General features: G+C 70.0%; 15 protein-coding genes. 7 read left to right on the top strand and 8 right to left on the bottom strand.

The window, feature by feature from the left end:
- The coding region (locus ABZ646_RS21695) for a hypothetical protein (RefSeq protein ID WP_360521189.1) at nucleotides 1-451 on the bottom strand (451 nt) is incomplete at its 3' end.
- 122 nt (nucleotides 452-573) lie between these two features.
- Between ABZ646_RS21695 and ABZ646_RS21690 the strand changes: the two genes are divergently transcribed.
- Complete coding sequence (locus ABZ646_RS21690; RefSeq protein WP_360521186.1) at nucleotides 574-1329, top strand: ABC transporter ATP-binding protein; 756 nt, start codon at nucleotides 574-576, stop codon at nucleotides 1327-1329.
- 16 nt (nucleotides 1330-1345) lie between these two features.
- Nucleotides 1346-3907 carry an FtsX-like permease family protein gene (locus ABZ646_RS21685; protein WP_360521183.1) on the top strand — a complete coding sequence of 854 codons (2562 nt, stop codon included), beginning with the start codon at nucleotides 1346-1348 and terminating at the stop codon, nucleotides 3905-3907.
- A 942-nt stretch (nucleotides 3908-4849) separates the two neighbouring features.
- On the opposite strand, the gene ABZ646_RS21680 is transcribed toward ABZ646_RS21685, so the two are convergent.
- The 5 genes from ABZ646_RS21680 to ABZ646_RS21660 form a co-directional block, all read right to left on the bottom strand.
- Nucleotides 4850-5734 carry a helix-turn-helix transcriptional regulator gene (locus tag ABZ646_RS21680; protein ID WP_360521180.1) on the bottom strand — a complete coding sequence of 295 codons (885 nt, stop codon included), beginning with the start codon at nucleotides 5732-5734 and terminating at the stop codon, nucleotides 4850-4852.
- Between the two features lie 213 nt (nucleotides 5735-5947).
- A complete protein-coding gene (locus ABZ646_RS21675) occupies nucleotides 5948-6181 on the bottom strand; it encodes a hypothetical protein (RefSeq protein ID WP_360521177.1) in 234 nt (77 codons plus the stop codon).
- A 46-nt stretch (nucleotides 6182-6227) separates the two neighbouring features.
- Nucleotides 6228-7181 (bottom strand): alpha/beta hydrolase, encoded by a 954-nt coding sequence (locus tag ABZ646_RS21670; RefSeq protein WP_360521174.1) that lies wholly within the window; start codon nucleotides 7179-7181, stop codon nucleotides 6228-6230.
- A gap of 55 nt (nucleotides 7182-7236) precedes the next feature.
- A complete protein-coding gene (locus tag ABZ646_RS21665; RefSeq protein ID WP_360521171.1) occupies nucleotides 7237-7698 on the bottom strand; it encodes a cupin domain-containing protein in 462 nt (153 codons plus the stop codon).
- 2 nt (nucleotides 7699-7700) lie between these two features.
- Nucleotides 7701-8159 carry a nitroreductase family deazaflavin-dependent oxidoreductase gene (locus tag ABZ646_RS21660; protein WP_360521168.1) on the bottom strand — a complete coding sequence of 153 codons (459 nt, stop codon included), beginning with the start codon at nucleotides 8157-8159 and terminating at the stop codon, nucleotides 7701-7703.
- 351 nt (nucleotides 8160-8510) lie between these two features.
- Here ABZ646_RS21660 and ABZ646_RS21655 point away from each other — a divergent pair, with 351 nt between their 5' ends.
- The 4 genes from ABZ646_RS21655 (at nucleotide 8511) to ABZ646_RS21640 (ending at nucleotide 12611) form a co-directional block, all read left to right on the top strand.
- On the top strand, nucleotides 8511-9422 hold the full coding sequence (locus ABZ646_RS21655) for a M56 family metallopeptidase (RefSeq protein WP_360521165.1): 912 nt from the start codon (nucleotides 8511-8513) through the stop codon (nucleotides 9420-9422).
- A 344-nt stretch (nucleotides 9423-9766) separates the two neighbouring features.
- Entirely contained in the window at nucleotides 9767-10318 is a 552-nt protein-coding gene (locus tag ABZ646_RS21650) for a hypothetical protein (protein ID WP_360521162.1), read from the top strand.
- Between the two features lie 139 nt (nucleotides 10319-10457).
- On the top strand, nucleotides 10458-10907 hold the full coding sequence (locus ABZ646_RS21645) for a hypothetical protein (protein ID WP_360521159.1): 450 nt from the start codon (nucleotides 10458-10460) through the stop codon (nucleotides 10905-10907).
- 108 nt (nucleotides 10908-11015) lie between these two features.
- A complete protein-coding gene (locus tag ABZ646_RS21640) occupies nucleotides 11016-12611 on the top strand; it encodes a multicopper oxidase family protein (protein ID WP_360521195.1) in 1596 nt (531 codons plus the stop codon).
- Between the two features lie 190 nt (nucleotides 12612-12801).
- Here ABZ646_RS21640 and ABZ646_RS21635 read toward each other — a convergent pair whose 3' ends face one another.
- Together ABZ646_RS21635 and ABZ646_RS21630 are read right to left on the bottom strand one after the other, a co-directional pair.
- Nucleotides 12802-13173, bottom strand: coding sequence for a BlaI/MecI/CopY family transcriptional regulator (locus ABZ646_RS21635; RefSeq protein WP_360521192.1), 372 nt, complete (start codon nucleotides 13171-13173; stop codon nucleotides 12802-12804).
- Between the two features lie 261 nt (nucleotides 13174-13434).
- On the bottom strand, nucleotides 13435-14943 hold the full coding sequence (locus ABZ646_RS21630) for an APC family permease (RefSeq protein ID WP_360521156.1): 1509 nt from the start codon (nucleotides 14941-14943) through the stop codon (nucleotides 13435-13437).
- Nucleotides 14944-15113: 170 nt separating this feature from the next.
- Between ABZ646_RS21630 and eutB the strand changes: the two genes are divergently transcribed.
- The coding region (eutB, locus tag ABZ646_RS21625) for an ethanolamine ammonia-lyase subunit EutB (RefSeq protein ID WP_360521153.1) at nucleotides 15114-16072 on the top strand (959 nt) is incomplete at its 3' end.

Raw genomic sequence — 16072 nt, 5'->3', positions numbered from 1 at the left:
TTCCCCCCCCGACGCTCTTCCGATCTGGGACGATCCCGCCTCGGCGCGTGAAGTCCGGCAGCGCGGTGGCCACCGCGCCGGAGAGGGAGAGCACGAGCACGAACACCGCCGTACGGATGCGGCAGCCGGTGGCCACGAGGTACAGCACCCACGCCATCGGCCCCAACGCCAGGAACCCGAGCGTCCCGCCCGGCGGGACTTCGGCCAGCGGGGTCAGCCACAAGGCCGTCAGTGCCGCGCCGAAGGCGGCGAGCGGACAGTGCCGGCCGGCTGCCCATGCCGCGGTGAGCAGTACGGCCGCGGCGGCTGCCGCCATGAGGCGAAGGCCGGTGCCGTGGTCCGGCAGAACCCAGGCCGACAGTCCGTACGCGGCGGAACCCGCGAGCTCCAGCGCGAGCCGGGTTCCCGGTCGTAGCCGTGCCGGCAGCGGGGGGCGCGGATCAGGACGCATGGCCCGAGCGTAGGCGCGCGGGGAGGGCGAGGGCATCGGCCCTGCGGCGTATGCCTCCAGGCAGATGCGTCGGGTACCGCCCGGCCGTCACCTTGAGAGCCCCTGACGAACGGAGAAGCCCGGTGACCGACGATTCCTGCACAGCGGCAGCGTCCGCTGTCGGCCTCAGCAAGATCTACGGCGAGGGCGGGACCCGCGTCATCGCCCTGGACAACCTCGGTGTCGAGTTCCTGCGGGGGCAGTTCACCGCCATCATGGGTCCGTCCGGCTCCGGCAAGTCCACCCTGATGCACTGCATGGCCGGCCTGGAACCGGTCACCGCGGGCTCCGCCCGGATCGGCGAGACCGAACTGGGTGGCCTCGACGACAAGCGGCTCACCTCGATGCGCCGGGACCGGATCGGTTTCGTCTTCCAGTCGTTCAACCTGCTGGCGACGCTCACCGCGCTGGAGAACATCACTCTTCCCCTGGCCATCGCCGGGCGAAAGCCCGACCAGGCGTGGCTGGACCGGGTGGTGGCGACCGTCGGCCTGGCCGATCGCCTCGGCCACCGACCGTCCCAGCTCTCGGGCGGCCAGCAGCAGCGGGTGGCCTGCGCCCGTGCTCTGGCCTCCGAACCGGAGATCATTTTCGCTGACGAGCCCACCGGCAACCTGGACTCGCGCTCCGGCGCGCAGATCCTCGCCTTCCTCCGCGACTGCGTGCGCGACCTCGGACAGACCGTGGTGATGGTCACCCACGACGCGATCGCCGCCTCGTACGCGGACCGCGTGGTGTTCCTCGCGGACGGCCGCATCGTCGACGACCTGCGGGCCCCGACCGCGGACAGCGTCCTGGACCGGATGCGTCGTCTTGACGCCGTGGCCCGCACCAGCTGAAGAGGAGCCGACCACCATGTATCGCACCGCACTTCGCCATGTGCGGGCCCACAAAGGCCGTCTGCTGATGACGACGCTGGCTGTGCTCCTCGGCACCGCCTTCGTCGCCGGAACCCTGATCTTCTCCGACTCCATCGGACAGTCCGTCAAGGACAGCGTCTCCGACAGCTACTCACGGATCTCGGTACAGGTCACCGACACCGCCGTGAACACGGACCCGGACTCGGGGGCCGGAAAACACACCGGCGCCCGGAACCCGCTGACCGAGTCCACGGTGCGCAGGATCGCCGCTCTGCCGGGAACGCGCTCGGCCCGCGGCACCGTCACCGGCTTCGCCGGGCTCTCCGACCCGCACGGCAACCTCATCGGCAGCCGCGGCAACACCCGGGGCGCCAACTGGGTTCCCTCCGCCGACGGACAGGACCCCCAGTACCCGATGGCACAGGGCGCCGGACCCACCTCGGCAGACATGATCGCCATCGATCGCAGGACCGCGAGCGACAACGACTTCAAGGTCGGCGACACCGTGCGGGCGGCCGTCAACGGGCCCGTGCTGGAGATGACGGTCACCGGCATCTTCACCACCGACGACCCGCAGGTCAGGGCAGGCGGCTCACTCGTCCTGTTCGACACCGCCACCGCGCAGCGCCTCTACCTCGAACCGGGCCGGTACGACAGCATCCAGGTCGTCGCGACGCCCGGCACCAGCCAGAACGAGCTGCGCGGTGAAATCCTGCCGGTCGTCCCGCACAGCGGGAACATCACGGTGAAGACCGGCGCCCGGCTCAACGCGGACATGGCCGCACAGTCGCTCAGCGACATGTCCGGGATGAGGAACGTACTGCTGGCCTTCGCCGGGATCGCCCTGTTCGTCGGCGTCTTCCTCATCGCCAACACCTTCACCGTGCTGATCGCACAGCGCACCCGCGAGCTGGCTCTGCTGCGGGCCATCGGAGCCAGTCGCCGCCAGATCACCCACTCGGTGCTGCTGGAAGCCCTGCTCGTGGGTGTCAGCGCCTCGGTGGCCGGCCTGGTCACGGGCATCGGGACCGGCGCCGCACTCCAGGGCCTCATGGGCTCCATGGGCAGCCATGTCTCCACCAGCACGCTGGTCGTCTCACCCACCACTGTTCTCGTCACCCTGCTCACCGGGACCATGGTCACCGTCCTCGCGACTCTGCCGCCCGCTCTGCGTGCCTCCCGCGTGGCCCCGGTCGCCGCGATGCGCAGCATCGACACCCCGGCCACCCACAAAAGCCTCGTCGCTCGCAACAGCATCGGCGTCGTCCTGGCCGGAGTCGGCCCGGCGCTGGTCCTCTGGGGGGCCGCCAGGGGCGGCTCGGCCGGTAACCTGCTGGTCGCGGGTGGTGCGGTGGGCACCCTGGTCGGAGTGTTCGTTCTCACCCCCGCGCTGTCCCGGCCGGCGATCGCGCTGGCCGGCCCGCTCTGTACCTGGCTGTTCGGGATCTCCGGCACACTGGCCCGGCAGAACGCGGTGCGCAACCCGCGGCGTACTGCCGCGACCGCCTCGGCACTCACCGTCGGTATCACCTTGATCAGCGCGTTGACGGTCCTCGGCGCGTCCGTCACCCACGCCATCGACAAGCAGGTCACCCAGAACATGAAGGCCGACTACGCGGTCAGCGCGCTGCTGAGTCTGCCGGTCGCTCCGACGCTGCTGCCCGCGATCGCCAGAACCCCGGGCGTGGCCGCGTACAGCGCGCTGGACGACCAGCGTCTCCGTACGGACGGCAAGGACCTTGCCGTCACCGGCGTCGACGCGAAGAGCTTCGATCAGTTGATCGTCCCGGACATGGCCAGCGGCTCCACCACGGCCCTCCGGCGGGGCCAGATCCTGGTCGACCAGGACCACGCCGTCAACGACGACTGGACTGTTGGCACTACGGTCCCGGTGACCTACCCGGACGGCAGCGGCGGCCGGCTGACGGTCGGCGGGATCTACCGGAACAGCGAGGTACTCGGATCCGTGCTGATGAGCCGGTCGGTGCTGAGCCCGCACACCACTGCGCCGTTCTACAGCACGGTCCTGGTCAAAGGGGTCACCGGGGCCACGGCGTCGCTGCAACAGGCGCTCAAGGATTCCACCGGCGACAACCCGCTCATCAACGTCCGCACCAAACAGCAGATGCGGGACCACTTCAGTTCGCAGATCAACCTGCTGCTGGACGCCATGTACGCACTGCTCGCCATGGCCGTGATCATCGCGGTTCTGGGCGTCGTCAACACCCTCGCACTCGCCGTACTGGAACGGAAGCGCGAGATAGGCATGCTCAGAGCGGTCGGACTGCACCGTAGCGCGGTGAGGCGGATGGTCCGCCTGGAGTCGGTCCTGATCGCGTCCTTCGGCGCGGCACTGGGCATCGCCATCGGCAGCTTCCTGGCCTGGGCCGGCGTCCGGCTGCTGAGCAGTGCGATGACCGGACTCACGACCGTCTTCCCGTACGAGCGACTCGCCGCGTACGTTGCCGGTGCGGCCCTGGTGGGTCTGCTGGCGGCGCTGTGGCCGGCCCGACGGGCCGCGAGGCTGAACGTGCTGGACAGCATCAGAACGGACTGATGCACGAGGGCGGACCGATGCCTTCGCGGTGGCTCGTAGAGCCGATATCCCGTCCCAAGCGTTCGCCCGCAACGTCCCGCCGACTGATCGCACGAGCCGGTGCACGTCGGGGACGATGCTCCACCCCGGGCCAGGGGTGGAGCATCGGCGCGTTGGAAGGGTAATCCGCTGTGCGGGGGTTCCATCCCCTTGGTCGGAGCTGGGCGGGCGCGGCTGCTGTTGTGACAAGGACCGCCAAGATCCTCGAAGGACTCATCATCCGTCGGCCGTGGGTTCGAGTCCCACCCGCCCCACCTGTGCAGGTCTCCGACCTGCGAAAGCGGTCATTTTGTCCTGCCGGATCGTCAACTTTGCCTGAGCGGACTGAATCCGCTGCGCACGAGTTCGGCCTCGTTGCCGGTGTCGGTGGTGCGAATACCCCCTGACCTGCACTGATGTTCCGGTTCGTAGCGGTTGGACCTTGCGGTATACGGCTCCTGTGGCTGGTTGGGCACTGGATTCTGGACGCCGGCTGGACGCGGGGAAACCGGAAGGGGGCGCTCCGGCGCCGATCCAACTACTGGAGCGTGCCGTTGCCGTTATGGCCGGTCGGCTTGGAGGAGAACGGCCCGTACGGAAACGGCCCCGGATCGCACCACGGAGTCGCCCTCCAGTGCCTCACGGTTTCGGCGGGGCATGTAAGCCGTAGATTGCCGACGTGGCCGAAGTGTGTGTGCCCGCCCGCTGGACGGCCTCGGTGGCGGCGGCCCTGTCCGTCACGTCCCGGGGCAGCGGAGGGATCGCCTCGCTGCGGGCGGCATGCGGGCCCGTCAGCAAGACGACGGGCCCATATGCACGATCGAGGTCCGTGGCCGCGCAGTGCCACAAGTCGCCCCGGTCTGCGACGTCCTAGGCGGCATCCCCCCCTGGGCCCCGGCCGAAAGGAGGACGGTGTGCCGTCCGTCAGGCCCGCTCCGGCGTCCCGGTGAGAGCTGCAGCGGGGCCCGGACCGCGCAGGCTGTCCAGCTTCTCGGCGTCGTCGGTTCCGTTGTCGGCCGAGTAGGTGACGATACGGAGGTCGGAGCCGGGGACCATGAGGACGTCGAGGTCGAGGGCCAGGTCACCGACCAGGGGGTGCTCGATGGTCTTGCGGTCGCCGCCATGGAGGCCTGCGGTCCCGTTGGACCACAGGCGGGCGAAGCGGGAGCTGCTGTGCAGCAGCCGGTCGACGAGTGCGGTGAGACGGGCGTCGTGGGGGTAGACCGCTGCCGTGACCCGCAGGTCGGCGACGAGGGACTCCTCCTCGGCCTCGTCGCCCGCCCAGGAGCGTATCGGCCAGGCGGCGATGGAATCGACCCGGTGACCGCCGCTGGAACGGAACATGCCGGCGACGAGATTGCCCTGGTCCCAGCCGTAGGTACGGGGGTCGCCGACGGTGGTGGTCCACATCCGGTTCCAGCTGACCAGCGTCCAGTCGGCGGCGTAGACCGCGACCGGCGCATCGCTCAGCTGCCGGACGAGCCGATGCACCCTCGGCGGCACGTGCAGCGGTACGCCGCCGCCGGCGGGCGGCGCGAGACTGGCACAGCGGAACAGGTGGTCGCGCTCGGATGTGTCCAGCCGCAGGGCCCTGGCCAGGGCGGTGACGACCTGGGCGGAGGGATTGCGGGCGCGGCCCTGTTCGAGCCGCACCACGTAGTCGACCGACAGACCGGCCAGCCGGGCCAGTTCCTCGCGACGCAGACCGGGAATGCGCCGGGCGGCGTCGGTCTCCAGTCCGCTCGCCAGGGGCGAAAGGCGCTCCCGCCAGCCTCGCAGGGCGACGCCGAAGTGGTTCGTCGATGCCATGCGGTCATCATCGTTCGAATTCTCTGCCCGGACAGGACAGTCTTTCTCACTTCTACGTAAAGCCGGGGGAGGGCCGGGAGGGCCGGGGAGGTCTGGCGGCGCCCCCGGTACGGCCCTACCGGTGGCGCGGGCGTTCGTGCAGGTGCAGCGCCGAGGGGTGCGACCGGTCGTGGTGGCAGGTGTCGGTCCCGGCTTTCTGGCCGTAGAAGTGGGTCATGGGGCGTCGGTGATCAGTGAGTCCTGGTTGGTGATCTCCCGCCGGACGCGGTCGCCCGCACCGGCGAAGAACGGCGGCAGGTGCCGCAGCGCCTTCTGGTAGGGGGAGGCGCCGAGGACGACCGGGAACGGCCCCTCGCTGTCGGCGGGAAGGCAGACGTCGGCGCGGACGAGATCTCCGGTGCGGGTGCGGACCTCGGTCTCGAAGGGCTCCACGTTCACATCGACCATGACGGTTGCGCTCCAGGCTCTTCCGAAGTGCGCGGGGCGATCGCGGTCACGGCTGGAGCGCGGCGTCCGGCGTGGCGTCGGGTGCGGTGCCTTCGGCGGCTTTCGCGGCACGGGCCCAGTGGGTCCGGGTGAAGGCGGCGGCGGAGTCCAGTGCCTCGTCGGCTTCGTCGAGCAGGGCGGCGAACGCCTGGAAGACGTGGGGGACTTGGGGCCAGACCTGGAGCGCGACGGGTACGTCGTGGTCGGCGGCGCGTCCGGCCAGTCGTACGGCGTCGTCCAGCAGGATCTCGTGCGAGCCCACGTGGATGAGCAGTGGAGGCAGGCCCGCGAGGTCGGCGAAGACGGGGCTGGCCAGCGGTTCGGTGCCGGGCGTCCGAGCGAGGTAGTCGCGGGCGCGGGTACGCAGGGCCTGCGGGGTCAGCGCGGGGTCCAGACGGGCCTTGCCCGTCGCACTGGCGCCGGACACTGTGAGGTCGGCCCAGGGCGAGAACACCGTGGCCGACGCAGGCTGGGGCAGGCCCGCCTCCCTGGCCGCGACCAGCGTTGCGACGGTCAGGCCGCCGCCCGCGGACTCGCCGACGAAGGCGATCCGCTCGGCGGGGATCGCCAGGTCGAGCAGCGCGCGGTACGCGGCCACCGCGTCCTCGACGGCCGCGGGGAACGGGTGCTCGGGGGCCAGCCGGTAGTCGACGCAGACGGCACGGGCACCGCAGCGCCGGGACACGTCCGCGGCCAGGCCCGCCGCGTCGGCCGCGGAACCGATGGCGTACGCACCGCCGTGGAAGTACAGCAGCGCGCGGGACGGATCGCTGCCGGGTGTGTCGACGGTGACGACGGGCACGCCGCCGAGGTGCCCGGGGGCGGTCGTGACATCCGCAGGCAGCGGTATCGAGGTCATCATCTCGTGGAAGACGGCGCGCGCTTCGGCCACGTCGCCTCCGACGTCGAGGGGTGCGTGGCGGAGCATCTCGTCGAGGGCGCGGCGTTGTTGCCCGGACATGGCGGTGCCTTTCGTACGGGGTGGATGCGCGGGTGGAGCGTGGGGGTGCCGGCGCTCAGCGCGGCGGGCCGAGGACGATCTGTCCGTACAGGTCGGCGGCCTCGGCCATCCGGTCCTTGGAGATCTCGAATCCTTCGGGCCGGGGGGCCGACAGGTCGCGTCCGGCGTGCCGGAACATGCCCTCGATACCGCCCGGAGTGCAGATCATCAACAGGTCCGCGGCGTCCGAGGTGATCCGGTAGCCGTGCGGGATGTTCCTGGGCAGGTAGACGATGCCGCCCTCCGACAGTTCCATCTCCTGGTCGTCCGACCACAGCAGTGCGGTGCCCTTGATGAGCATGAAGATCTCGTCCTCGCGGGTGTGCATGTGGTAAGGCGGCGCCTCGCCCTTGGCGACGCTGAACCGCCCGACGGTCAGCCGGCCCTCGGTGGCCGCGCTGTCCAGGAGTACGGCGAACTGGCCTCCGTCGAGCCATTCGAGTTTCTGCTGCTGGTCGGGCTGAGCGAGATAGGGCATGCTCACGACGACGTCCGTCCTGTGCGATCGGCGGGCGCTGTGCCCTCGCCGGTGGGAATGAGCGCGACGACGGGGATCACTCGTCGCGTCTTGCGCTGGTAAGCGGCGAAGCCCGGGTGACGGCGGGCCTGCTCCGCGAACGCGGTGTCGCGCTCGGCGCCGTGCAACTCCTCTGCCCGTACGGCGATTTCGTCTTCACCTACCTCGATCCGGACCTCGGGATGCGCGAGGAGGTTGTGGTACCAGTCCGGATTACGGTCGGAGCCCGCCTTGGAGGCGAAGACCAGATAGCGGCCCTGATCGGCCAGGTACATCATCGGATTCACCCGGGCCGCGCCTGAGCGCGCCCCTATGGTGTGCAACAACAGCACCGGGGCCCCGGCGAACCCCCCACCCAACTGTCCGTGGTTCGCGCGGAACTCCTCGATATTGCGTTCGTTGAATCCGGCTGTGTCAGCCATTGTCTCTCCGGCGGGGGAGGGGTGGACGGTCTGCGAGCCGGACAACGCGCGGTGTGCCGTGCCCGTGCCCTGCCCAGGTGGGGGCTCCGGGTTCGGATCTTCATGGTCCTCTGCGGGAACCCGCCGCCACCAGACGCGAGGCTGAGACCAGCAGTACCACCTGACGGTTTCGGAGCCTCGGGACTGCACGGCCCGACACCGTGCCGCGGGAGGCCGCCGAATACTTCGCTTGACGTCCTCGGGCAAACCGGACCCGGTGGAGGCGCCGGCCGGTTTCATGGGACAGATGAGTATGGAGCAAGTGCACGCGCTACGCTCGGCGCTCCGAGCGGTGAAGAGGCGGAGCAGCGCATGATCACAGCCGCGGGGCTGGCCGGATACGCGGTCCTGACGGGCGCCGTGGTGCCGCCCCTGCTGGCCAGGGCCCCGTGGGCGCACCGCGCGCCGGCCGCCGCTGTTCTGGCGTGGCAGGGCCTCATGGTGGCGTTCGTTGTCGCCACCGCCCTCTCCGTGTACCACGTGGTGACGGCCGAACAGCATGTGCACGACGGAGTGATCGGGCTGCTCACCGCATGCGGACTGCCCGCGGACGCCCCTTCGGCGGGCGACGCGCCCCTCACCGTCGACGACGCCCTGGCGATCACGGCACCCCTCATGGTCGTCCTACTGCCGGTCGGATGGCTGGTCCGGTGCGCCTGGCGGGCGCGCCGTGCGCTCAACCGCCAGCTGGACATGCTTGCTCTCGTCGGTGAACCCGCGCCCGAGTACGGCGCCACGATCGTCGACCACGGCATTCCCGCCGTGTACTGCCTGGGCGGACGCCGCGCCCGCGTGGTCGTCACCAGCGGCGTGCTGGACGTCCTCACCGAGGAGCAGTTGCGCGCCGTGCTGGACCACGAGCGCGCCCATATCGCGGGCAGGCACCACCTGTTGAAGATCCTGGTGGACGCGTTCTCGCGTGCTTTCCGCGGCCTGCCGCTCGCCCGGCACGCCAAGGAGCAGACGAACCTGCTGCTGGAGATGATCGCAGACGACCGCGCCCTGCGGCATCACTCCAGGGACGCACTGGTGACGGCGATGTGCGAGGTCGCGGCGGGACGAGCGCCCGCGGCGGCTCTGGGTGCGGGTGGCTCGGGAGTCCTCATCCGGCTGCGGCGCGTCCTTGCGCCGCAGCCCCGGCCGCATCGCGTCGCATGGCTGGGCATCGTTGTGGCCACGGTCGCGGCTCCGTTGCTGCCCCTGACAGTGGCGTGCGTACCCTGACTCTTCAGTACCCGCCCCATCCCCAACGGTTGAGCGTTTCACGCAGCAGGGGCGCCGACCCCGGCGGTATCAAGGACCGCCCGGCACTCCACATGGTGGCCGCGGCCCGCAAACGGGGTGCCCCCCGTCCCGGGGTGCCCCCCGTCCCGGGGTGCCGATCATCTCTGGTGCGCATCGGTTTCACAGCCCTGTTCCGGCCGACGCCAGGACGAGGACGGACGAGATCGGCGCGCGCTCCGGTAAAGGTCTCGCCATGTGCGTCCCCTGCGCCTGAACGGTCCACCGTCCACGAACGTACTAAGGGCATCAGTAGATAACCCATGTGACAAACAAGGGAGAACTCCGTGTCCCGGCACCGCATTGCCCTCGTCATGGCCTCGGGCGTCGCCTCGGCGTTGCTGCTCACCGCGTGTGGGTCGTCCAGTGGCAGCTCCACGAACACCGGCGCGGCCGCACCGGCGACCACCGCACCCGCCGAGACCACGGCGCCCGCCGACGGCGGTGCGTCCACCCCGAGCAGCAGCTCGGGGCACATGGTCAGTACGAACATGCTGATGTCCAAGACGATGTCCGGCATGGGAGCGGTGGTCACCGACGCCAAGGGCTTCACGCTCTACCGCTACGGCAAGGACCAGATGAACATGTCCATGTGCAGCGGTAGTTGTGCGGAGACCTGGATGCCGGTCATGGCGGACGGCACCCCTCAGGGGATGGGCGTGCAGGCCAAGATCGGCGTCCTCACCCGCGACGACGGCATGAAGCAGATCACCCTCGCCGGCTGGCCGCTGTACCGCTACATGGGCGACACCAAGGCCGGCGAGATGAACGGCCAGGGCAAGAACGGCACGTGGTTCGCCGTGAACCCGGCGGGCAAGAAGATGGCCGCCTCGGGGTGACGGGCGCTGCGTGCCCTGCGGAGGCCGGTCATCGGCCGATAATGTGTACGCAGCTCGCTTAAAGTCTGCTTAGTAGAACCACATACCCCACGGGGTATATTGGACGGGTCGTGTCGGACGAAACAGGACGCGGAAAGCGATGACGACAGCCACAGACCGGCGGGCCGGGCCCCGACGCAGCGCAGCGCGCTGCGTGCGGGCCGTGGTCGGCGCGCTGCTCGCCGCGCTCGCCGTACTCGTCCACCACGACACGACGCCCGCTGTCATGCCCGCTCACTCCATGAGCGCGATGGCCGGCACGGATCACGCCTCTGCCGCCATGACCCCGACGGCCGCCTCGGCCGCACACGGCACGGTCCTGAAGGCCGCGTACACCGCGATGGGCGACGAGGGCGGCGCCTGCTCGGGTCCCGGCATGCAGCACTGCTCGGCCGGGGACGTGGGCACGGCGAAACTCCTGCCGCAGCCTGCCGCTGTCATCGTCGTCCGGTCGGGTGCCTTCCCTTCCGTGTCCGCCCAGCGTGATCCGACCGGGACGTCGTACCGTGCGCCACCCGATCTCTCCGTCCTCTCCCGGCTGCTGATCTAGGCCGGATCCCGCGAGCCGCCGCCGCGTCCCCCTGGGTACGCGAGCGGTGCTGCTCGCGCGCGGTCCGACCGACGGCACACCGAGTAGAGGACTCCCCACGTGAACGACATGAACAGCATCAACCGCCGCTCCGTCCTGCTGGCCGGGCTGGGCGTCGCGGGCGCGGGCGCGCTCGCCGCGTGCAGCAGCGGCTCCGGCAACTCCACTTCCTCCCTGGTCAGCCCCGATGACGCGGTGGTCGCCGCCGCCGAGAAGAAGCGCAAGAGCACCGGCAGGACGCAGCAGGTGACCCTGACCGCCGCGCGCGCCATGCTCGACCTCGGCGGCGGGGTCATGGCGGCCAGCTGGGCCTTCGGTGGCCGGACTCCCGGCAAGGAACTGCGGTTGTCCGTGGGCGACACGCTCGCCGCCGAGCTGTCCAACCAGCTGCCGGACAAAACCACCACCTCCATCCACTGGCACGGCATAGCCCTGCGCGCCGACATGGACGGCGTACCCCCGGCCACCCAGGCCGCCGTACGTGCCGGCAGCAACTTCACCTACCGCTTCGTCGCCGACGCCCCCGGTACCTACTTCTTCCACCCGCACGTCGGCGTCCAGCTCGACCGGGGCCTCTACGCCCCGCTGATCGTGGAAGACCCCAGGGAGCCACTCCGGTACGACGACGAGTGGGTCGTAGTCCTCGACGACTGGGTCGACGGGGTCACCGGCACCCCCGACGAGGTCTTCGCCGAGCTCAAGCAGGGGATGGGCGGCATGGGCATGGGCGGCATGGACATGGGGGGTATGGACATGAGCAGTATGAGCATGAACAGCGGGAGTTCGGATGCGAGCGCCTCGCCGTCCGGCTCCGGCGGCATGTCGACGAAGTTCGTGCTCATGGGAGCCCGGAGCGAGCTGCTCGGCGGCGACGCGGGCGACGTGAAGTACCCGTACCACCTGGTCAACGGACGTGTCCCGGCCGACCCGGACGTGTACACCGGCAAGCCGGGCAAGCGGGTGCGGCTGCGCATCGTCAACGCGGGCGGCGACACTGCCTACCGGGTGGCGCTCGGCGGGCACAAGCTGACCATCACCCATACCGACGGATACCCCGTTCAGCACCAGCAGGTCGACGCCCTGCTCGTCGGCATGGGGGAGCGGTACGACGTCCTGGTCACCCTCGCGGACGGTGTCTTCCCGCTGGTTGCCCTCGCCGAGGGCAAGGACGCCAACGGTATGGCGCTGGTCCGAACCGGTTCCGGCAGGGCACCGATGCCGAACGTCCGCCCGGAGGAACTCGACGGCATGATCATGACCGCCTCGCGGCTGAAGGCGGCGGACGACGTCCGGCCGGCGACGAAGACGGCCGACCGGGTGCACCGTATCGAGCTGACCGGCGGCATGGGCACATACAACTGGGGCATCAACGGCAAGCGCTTCGACATGAGCAACCCGACCGCGAACCCCATCCTGGTCAAGCAGGGCGAGCGGGTCCGCCTGGACTTCGTGAACAGGACGACGATGTGGCATCCGATGCACCTGCACGGCCACACCTACCAACTCGGCACCGACGGTCCGCGCAAGGACACCACCATCGTTCTCCCGAAGAAGACGGTGTCCGTCCACTTCGACGCCGACAATCCCGGCCAGTGGATGCTGCACTGCCACAACGCCTACCACGGTGAGGCGGGGATGATGGCTCTGGTGGCCTACCAGGACTGACGAACGCCGGACCGGGCTCCTCCGTCCGCACTGCTTTCGCCGTACGGACGGAGGCGCCGGCGACCTCGGCCGGTTGCGCATGGCGATCCTGGCCCCGCCCCAGGTCGGCGTATTCCACCTCGCGAAGAGGCGGTCCGTCGCGTCTCCCCCCGCATCCGGCCTTCGTGACCCTGTCCTCCAGCAGCGCCGGTCACGTGTCGGCGCGTTTTCCCGCGTTGCGCAGAGCCTTGCGGAGTGCGGTGATCTCGGCGGCAGACATCTGGTCCACGAAGTGGGTCAGTGCCACCGGGCGGTCCTCGCTGGCACTCAGGGCGTCCTCCAGAAGGGCGGCCGCGTACTCCTCCCGTGTGCGGACCGGTTCGTACAGCCAGGCCCGGCCGTCTTTCTGCTCGCGCACCAGCCAGCCCTTGCTGTGAAGGATGTTGGCCACGGTCATCACGGTGGTGTAGGCGACGGGCCGGGTCCGGTTGATGTCGTCCACGACCTCACGCACGGTTGCCGGGCGCCTCCACCTCCACAGACGGTCCATGATCTCCGCCTCCAGATCACCCAGCCGTCGCATGCCCAGCGTCTCCTTCTGCACCGCGGTATTGGGAGTCATCGTAAGGGCTGCGGTACCGATGGTGGGGTGGCCCGAGGATGGACGGCCGGACGCGGCCGTCGCGAGCCTGTCGGCGGTGTCCCGTGCTGTACGGCTTCGGGAACGGAGCCGCAAGCACGCTCCGTCCGGCGCACAGCCCTGCCCCCGAAGCGATGCTCGCGTGGCCGCCGGTCGTCGGCTGCGGTGGGCGCGTGCGGAGGTGTCGTCGACGTCGGATCGCGCTCAGCGTTCCTTGGTCTCCTCCAGGACCGTCCGGCCGAGGAGCTGGTATCGGGCCGGGTCCCGGCGCTTGAGGTACTGCGCGTACCCGATGCCCGTGCCCGCGACCAGCGCCACCAGCCACGGAGTCGCCTTCAGCACCAGTGAGCCGGACTCCGTACCGGCCGCCGCGCCCATGTTGGACACCAGCAGCGCCACCACCGCGAGCATGGCGACGCCGCCGAGGATCGGGGCGGTGAGGGTCCTGAACCAGTGCCGGCTCTCGGGGTGGTTGCGGCGGAAGTAGACCAGCACCGCGAAGGAGCAGACGGCCTGCACGACCAGGATCGCCATGGTGCCGAGGATCGCGAGCAGGACGTACGTGCCGGTGTAGGGGTCCTTGCCGGCGGCCGCGAAGGCCAGCAGGAGCAGGGCGGTCACGATCGTCTGGACCAGGCCCGCGATGTGCGGGGAGCCGTGCCGGGCGTGGGTGCGGCCGACGGTGTTCTTCAGGGAGGGCAGGACGCCCTCGCGGCCCAGCGCGTACATGTAGCGGGCGGCGCAGTTGTGGAAGGCCATGCCGCAGGCCAGCGAGCCGGTGATCATCAGCCACTGCATGACGACGACCGCCCAGTGGCCGACGTACTGCTCGGTGGGGCCGAAGAAGAGCTGGAGGGGGTTGGCCGTGGAGACCTCGACGGCCTTGGACTGGCCGGTGCCGGTGATGGCCATCCAGGAGACGAAGACGTAGAAGACGCCGACGCCCAGCACCGAGATCATCGTCGCCTTGGGGATGATCTTCTTCGGGTTGCGGGACTCCTCGCCGTACATCGCCGTCGACTCGAAGCCGACCCACGACCAGAAGGCGAAGAAGAGCCCGAGCCCCGCACTGGTCCCCTTGAAGGCGTTGACCGGGTTGACCGGGTCGACGCTGAAGCCGTCCGGGCCGCCGCCGTGGAAGGCGACCGAGATCGCCATCGCGGCGAGGATCGTCACCTCGGTGGCGAGCAGGACGACGAGCAGCTTCTCGGCGACCGAGACGCCGAACCAGGTGCCGGTGGCGTTGATCGCCAGCATCAGGACCGCAAACGCCCACCAGGGGATGTCCGCGCCCGTCTGGTCCTTCAGCGTCTCCGTCGCGAAGGTCGAGAAGATGCCGATCAGTGCCGGCTCGAAGACGACGTACGCGAAGGTGGCGAGCAGCCCGGAGGCGAGTCCGACGGTGCGTCCGAGGCCGTAGGAGATGAAGCCGTAGAAGGCTCCGGTGGAGGTGATGTGCTTCGCCATCGAGGTGAAGCCGACGGAAAAGATTGCCAGTACGACCATTGCGACGAGGTAGCTCGCCGGGGCGCCGATGCCGTTGCCCGCCGACACCATGAAGGGCACGTTGCCCGTCATCGCGGTGATCGGCGCGGCCGTCGCGACGGCCATGAAGACCACGCCCAGCAGGCCCACGGCGTTGGGCTTCAGCCGGTGAACCGTGCCTGTCTCGTCTGTCCTCGCCGCTGGGGCGACTCCCTCGTCCACTGCCATCGTGCTAGGTCCCTCTCCTGCTGACGTGCTGGTGTGCCGGGCTGGACTCTGTCGGCCGAATGAGTCGGTCAGGGGTCTCGGGGTGTTAAATGTTTGTCAATCAGACCTTTAGAAGTCCGAGGAGATCTGCGGAAATCTGCTCGCAACACGCGGCTCGTACGGTCACCGCCATGAGCGTCCACACCACCACCGTCGGCGGCGAGCGCCACCGCTTCGCGTCCCTCGCCCGGCTGCTGGCCGCCGCGAGCCCGGAACGTTCCGGCGACCGCCTCGCCGGGCTCGCGGCCGAGTCGGCCCGGCAACGGGTCGCGGCGCGCTGGGCGTTGGCGGAGGTGCCGCTCACGACGTTCCTGACCGAGCCGCTGATCCCGTACGAGAGCGACGACGTCACCCGGCTGATCCTGGACACGCATGACGCGGCCGCGTTCGCGCCGGTGGCGGGGATGACGGTCGGGGAGTTCCGGGAGTGGCTGCTCGCGGCGGACGGTCCCGCGCTGACCGCCGTGGCCCCCGGGCTCACACCGGAGATGGTGGCGGCCGTCTCCAAACTCATGGGCAACGCCGACCTGGTCGCCGTCGCGCGCAAGGTGCGGGTCGTCACCGCCTTCCGCTCGACGATCGGCCTGCCCGGACGCCTGGCCACCCGCCTCCAGCCCAACCACCCCACCGACGATCCGGCGGGCGTCGCGGCCGCCCTGCTGGACGGGCTGCTGCTCGGCTCCGGCGACGCGGTCATCGGCATCAACCCGGCCACGGACAGCCCGAAGGCGGTACGGGACCTGCTGGACCTTCTCGACGGGGTCATCCAGCGGTACGCCATCCCCACCCAGTCCTGCGTCCTCTGCCACGTCACGACCAGTGTGGACCTGATGGAGCGCGGCGCCCCCGTCGACCTGGTCTTCCAGTCGATCGCCGGCACCCAGGCCGCCAACGCCTCCTTCGGCGTCACGCTCGGGCTGCTCGACGAGGCGTACGAGGCGGCCCTCGAACTGGAGCGCGGCACGGTCGGCCGGAACGTCATGTACTTCGAGACCGGGCAGGGCAGCGCCCTGTCGGCCGACGCGCACCACGGGGTGGACCAGCAGACGGTGGAGGCACGGGCGTACTCGGTGGCGCGGCGCTACGACCA

It is taken from the genome of Streptomyces sp. NPDC007162 (assembly GCF_040634175.1).
Lineage (GTDB): Bacteria > Actinomycetota > Actinomycetes > Streptomycetales > Streptomycetaceae > Streptomyces.
The sequence above is the reverse complement of the archived record's forward strand: the minus strand, read 5'-3'. Positions and strand labels throughout refer to the sequence as shown.

Coding starts and splice junctions, on each gene's coding strand:
- ABZ646_RS21645 (WP_360521159.1), top strand. CDS start 10,458: ATGACGACAGCCACAGACCGGCGGGCCGGGCCCCGACGCAGCGCAGCG.
- ABZ646_RS21660 (WP_360521168.1), bottom strand. CDS start 8,159: ATGGCTGACACAGCCGGATTCAACGAACGCAATATCGAGGAGTTCCGC.
- ABZ646_RS21640 (WP_360521195.1), top strand. CDS start 11,016: ATGAACAGCATCAACCGCCGCTCCGTCCTGCTGGCCGGGCTGGGCGTC.
- ABZ646_RS21635 (WP_360521192.1), bottom strand. CDS start 13,173: ATGCGACGGCTGGGTGATCTGGAGGCGGAGATCATGGACCGTCTGTGG.
- ABZ646_RS21655 (WP_360521165.1), top strand. CDS start 8,511: ATGATCACAGCCGCGGGGCTGGCCGGATACGCGGTCCTGACGGGCGCC.
- ABZ646_RS21670 (WP_360521174.1), bottom strand. CDS start 7,181: ATGTCCGGGCAACAACGCCGCGCCCTCGACGAGATGCTCCGCCACGCA.
- ABZ646_RS21680 (WP_360521180.1), bottom strand. CDS start 5,734: ATGGCATCGACGAACCACTTCGGCGTCGCCCTGCGAGGCTGGCGGGAG.
- ABZ646_RS21630 (WP_360521156.1), bottom strand. CDS start 14,943: ATGGCAGTGGACGAGGGAGTCGCCCCAGCGGCGAGGACAGACGAGACA.
- ABZ646_RS21665 (WP_360521171.1), bottom strand. CDS start 7,698: ATGCCCTATCTCGCTCAGCCCGACCAGCAGCAGAAACTCGAATGGCTC.
- ABZ646_RS21685 (WP_360521183.1), top strand. CDS start 1,346: ATGTATCGCACCGCACTTCGCCATGTGCGGGCCCACAAAGGCCGTCTG.
- ABZ646_RS21675 (WP_360521177.1), bottom strand. CDS start 6,181: ATGGTCGATGTGAACGTGGAGCCCTTCGAGACCGAGGTCCGCACCCGC.